This is a genomic window from Robinsoniella sp. (assembly GCF_034124845.1).
In genome coordinates this window covers 1-4,638 of the sequence record NZ_JAWYAJ010000090.1, presented here as the reverse complement: position 1 = coordinate 4,638, position 4,638 = coordinate 1, and the positions used below count along the sequence as shown (strand labels likewise).

Annotated in this window: 2 protein-coding genes and 1 CRISPR repeat array; both genes read right to left on the bottom strand. The window is 36.1% G+C overall.

Annotated features, from left to right (window positions below; genetic code table 11):
• Positions 1-917: TIGR02678 family protein (locus ACH2DQ_RS04485; protein WP_395025730.1), on the bottom strand; the 917-nt coding region annotated here is incomplete at its 3' end.
• 10 nt (positions 918-927) lie between these two features.
• Positions 928-2,409, bottom strand: coding sequence for a TIGR02677 family protein (locus ACH2DQ_RS04480; RefSeq protein WP_394913766.1), 1,482 nt, complete (start codon positions 2,407-2,409; stop codon positions 928-930).
• Between the two features lie 279 nt (positions 2,410-2,688).
• Positions 2,689-4,607: a CRISPR direct-repeat array (repeat unit 30 nt; unit sequence GTTTCAATACATCCTATATTACTATTAATC).
• Positions 4,608-4,638: the final 31 nt, after the last annotated feature.

Sequence of the window (4,638 nt, the reverse complement as noted above, 5' to 3'; positions counted from 1 at the left end):
TTTACCTCACTGATGCGTATGGTCTCATCTGCAAGAGGTACTATTTTTCCTTTATCAACCTGTTCCCGAATTAATCCTGCACATAATAACAGCATGTCTGACATCATGTTATTTGCCGGAAATTCCCTCCCCATCTTACATCCATCTCCCAAAATCAGATATGCACTGGTTCTGTGTATATGCAGCTGACAGTCAAAAATCTTCTCCAGATCATCTTCAAGCCTTCTCCCATAATATTTCAGATATTCAAAATCCTCATCCGTTTCCTCTTCCCTGTACATGCCAAGAGAAAACAGCAGCCTTTTATATACCCGATGCCGCCTTACAATACCACGGTCTTCATTCATTTCAAACCAATCACTTTCTTCAAAATCCTGTGGCTTCGTATACGCCATAATATCTTTGGAAAAATTCCGCATAAAATATTTGGACGTACCTGTATTCTCATACAACACCTCACCCAAAACCGTATCCATAAACATATCGTCACTGCCATCCGTGATACGAATCAACCCGGTCTTTGCCGCATAGCGCAGTACCTTTACCAATTGGCGGCGCTGGGTATAAAGTGTCCAGTCTATATTGCCATCCGGAATATTGGATGCAATATACTCTGTCAGCTGAGATAATATAAACTGCTCCTCAGGCTCTTTATCTTCCAGAAACATGAGCATCATACATAAAAGTACATACTCCATCACCGAATCAAAGCAGCCAATACCCATGTAATTTTCAGGTTTCGCAGGTATTTTCTCAATTTTTACCAGAAGAGAATTTTCTACAATCTGGCATCCCATTTTTTCTACTGCAAACCGGCGGACCTCACCCAGTGAATCCCGGCACTGATAATACAAAGCCTTATCCGAAGATTTCAAAATCCATCTCTTTTCCAATAATGTCTCCAACACATTTGTCATTTTGCCACCCCTATCTGTCTTTAAAAACAATTACCATCTCAGGCATGGTGAAATTGCCATCTTCACAATGTATCACACACTTTTTCTTCGAATCTGAAATTTCCACAAGATATTCTCTCCCATCATCCGTACGTGCACTATGATCTGCATTTTCCAGTGCATTAGAAATCCACCCCAGCAGAATATGACGTACTCTTGGCGAAATAACCGGAAGTTCTCCCAAATGAATTCTTTGATCCCTTTCCAGTGCCAGAACCTTTATGCGGTCTTCCTTAATTTCCTCCACCGTCCTGCGACGCATTTCTTCCTTATCTTTCGAATAATCCCGCATAGAACTTCGCCTGGATTTATCCTGATAATATCGTATACGCGGCTTCAATTCTATTTCATAGGGTTGTTCCTCATACACACTGCTGTTCATGCTGTCGGTCTCTCTAACGGCATCCCCTTTCAGATGTATCAGTTCCTCTATTCCAAATACCATTGCAGAAAGACGGTGTGCCTCCTGTAAGTCCTGACATTTCATAAAGACTGTGGCAACCTTTGCATATTCCTCTCTACGGTTCGCTCCCAGTGTATTCAGTTCACTAATCTGTGTAGCATATCTGGTCATCCTCCTGATAATCTCGTTCGTGGCATCAAAAAGTTTTCCGGCTTCATTTTCCTGACCCTCAGTTCCTGCAAACCAATGAAAGATACTTTCCCACCTTCCTTTTGTCTTCTCCAGTATCATTTCCCCGGTCACTTCCGTATCCATACGAGGGATAGAACTTTCATACTCAACCACCTTACCAAATATCTCGTCTAAAAACTCAGGCTTGACCTCCCTAAGCATCTCTTCAATCACACCTGCATTTCTCTGAAGACTCTTCACAAAATTTCGCAGGTACTCAATGAGCTTATCTTTAAATATCAGAAACTCCTTCGTTTTCATCATCTCTTCTGCTTTAATTCCATTCAGATCCCTTATGTAATCCTGATAATTCTGATTCAGTCTTATAAAATCATTGTTTAAATCATCCCACCAGGTATATGTCTCATCGGGCTTCCACATTGAAGCCTCTTTTAATTTCTCTATATTCCTTCGTATCCTCTCCAACAGCGTTGGTTCAAGTGAGGCACCTTCAATATACAAATTTTCCAGTCTGATAACCAGACGCTCTATTTCCACGCTATAGTCTGACATCTGATAACGAAACTTCTTATTCTTAAATTCCTCAATCGACGCCACCTTTTTGGTATCCTGTATAGTGATCAGATTTTTCCATTCCACCAACATCGCCAAATCCTGCTGACACTGCTCCATCCGATAATCCTTAAAATATTCATCTGCCACCATCAGCCCATAGACATCCTCCTGATACAGCCAGTATTTCAACTTCTCATAATTCTCATAAAAAATGCGCATAATGCCTCGGTATCGATCAACATTATCCGCAGTTAAGTAAGTCGTTTCTGTTAGTTTCTTTGTTAGTTTTTCAGTAGTCTGCATTCGTATCCCTCTTGAAAAATATTCTTATATATTTTTAATTTTCATTTGCTATGAATGTATTTTTTATATATAATATCTTATTTGCCCAAACTATAAATGTCAAGTAACAAATTAACACTTTATATTTTTTGGCATTCTCCAACAACCTTTTTTATATTTTTACCACGCCTGCATGGTAAAGTTGATTTGGATATATCTTTTCACTTTTATAATTTGTTCTTGCATGGTTTAAAAAATTTATTTTTCTAGTATTTGCTAACCCCTACAATACTGCAAAAAGTTGCAATACATGCTATATTACTATTAATCCCCAGCTTGGGGTATTAACGTTAAATTCTCTCTTGTTTCAATACATCCTATATTACTATTAATCAAATACTAGAAAGGAATGGAAAAGTTATGTTAGGTTTCAATACATCCTATATTACTATTAATCCTGTTTACATTTACCAGATAGCTCATTTCTCCTGGGTTTCAATACATCCTATATTACTATTAATCTGTTCTATATCCTCAAAACAGTAACCGTAATAAACTTGTTTCAATACATCCTATATTACTATTAATCACCGTTAATATCTTCAACATGCAAGGTTACACACGTTTCAATACATCCTATATTACTATTAATCGATTAAAACTTTTCCAGTGGACTTATGCAGATCCATAGTTTCAATACATCCTATATTACTATTAATCAAAGAGTAGCTACAATAGCAATAAAAAACAATTATGAAGTTTCAATACATCCTATATTACTATTAATCCACGTCCTGTTTTCAGCAATGATTCCTCTATTTCTTGTTTCAATACATCCTATATTACTATTAATCATTGTCCCGCCGGATTATATGGCAACAGACCAATTGTTTCAATACATCCTATATTACTATTAATCTATCATTAACCAGGGGGATGCCGAAACGGGAGTGGGTTTCAATACATCCTATATTACTATTAATCTGGCTTTTGATAACTGGTTTGCAACTTTGACAGAGTTTCAATACATCCTATATTACTATTAATCTGATTGCAAATCCATTCCGTTGTCTGTAAGTAGATAGTTTCAATACATCCTATATTACTATTAATCAGATCGTGGAAGTTAAGCGAAAATGAGTTTATGGTTTCAATACATCCTATATTACTATTAATCATATTCCATAGTGCATACTTGTGGCACTACCCATAGTTTCAATACATCCTATATTACTATTAATCAGTAATTTGGTCAACAGCGGTCAGTTTCCTATTATGTTTCAATACATCCTATATTACTATTAATCGGACTTTCCGGATCGAAGTAGCTCTGGATTAAATTGTTTCAATACATCCTATATTACTATTAATCGTAGATTTAATTCTAAGTTGAATGACATCATTGTGTTTCAATACATCCTATATTACTATTAATCGAAAGCTTTCTGCGAAAAAGAGGATACCCAATTGAGTTTCAATACATCCTATATTACTATTAATCTGGAAATCCTTCTATATGGACATATCTTTTTAGCGTTTCAATACATCCTATATTACTATTAATCCGTAGCTTAACAGTATAAATGGGTCATTTGGAATCAGTTTCAATACATCCTATATTACTATTAATCAGCGGCTTTTGATGGATGGCTTGCAACCTTAACGGAGTTTCAATACATCCTATATTACTATTAATCGTATGAGCATCAGGGCAAGAAAGCAAAGTGTACCACGTTTCAATACATCCTATATTACTATTAATCTGAAAAAGCGCATGAGAGAAGCATTTACAATTCATGTTTCAATACATCCTATATTACTATTAATCAAACTTCCGTCGTTAAGATACATGTTAGAATCATTTGTTTCAATACATCCTATATTACTATTAATCCAAGTGGTATCCTACGGCTTGTCTTAATCAGGGAATGTTTCAATACATCCTATATTACTATTAATCCCAAACAGAGAATTTTCTAAGGCAGAAATTTACAAGTTTCAATACATCCTATATTACTATTAATCAAAAAGATGTAAACGCCATCCTGCGCTATACCTCGTTTCAATACATCCTATATTACTATTAATCATCTTTGTGGATATGGCATCCTGAAAACCTCCTTTCGTTTCAATACATCCTATATTACTATTAATCTATGGGAAGCGCCAGAAGACAGCCCGTTCAACGAGTTTCAATACATCCTATATTACTATTAATCAATTCCTCACCGCGCAATACACCAGATCCCA

Excerpts from the sequence above, each read along its gene's own strand:
- ACH2DQ_RS04480 (WP_394913766.1), bottom strand. The coding sequence starts at position 2,409 with ATGCAGACTACTGAAAAACTAACAAAGAAACTAACAGAAACGACTTAC.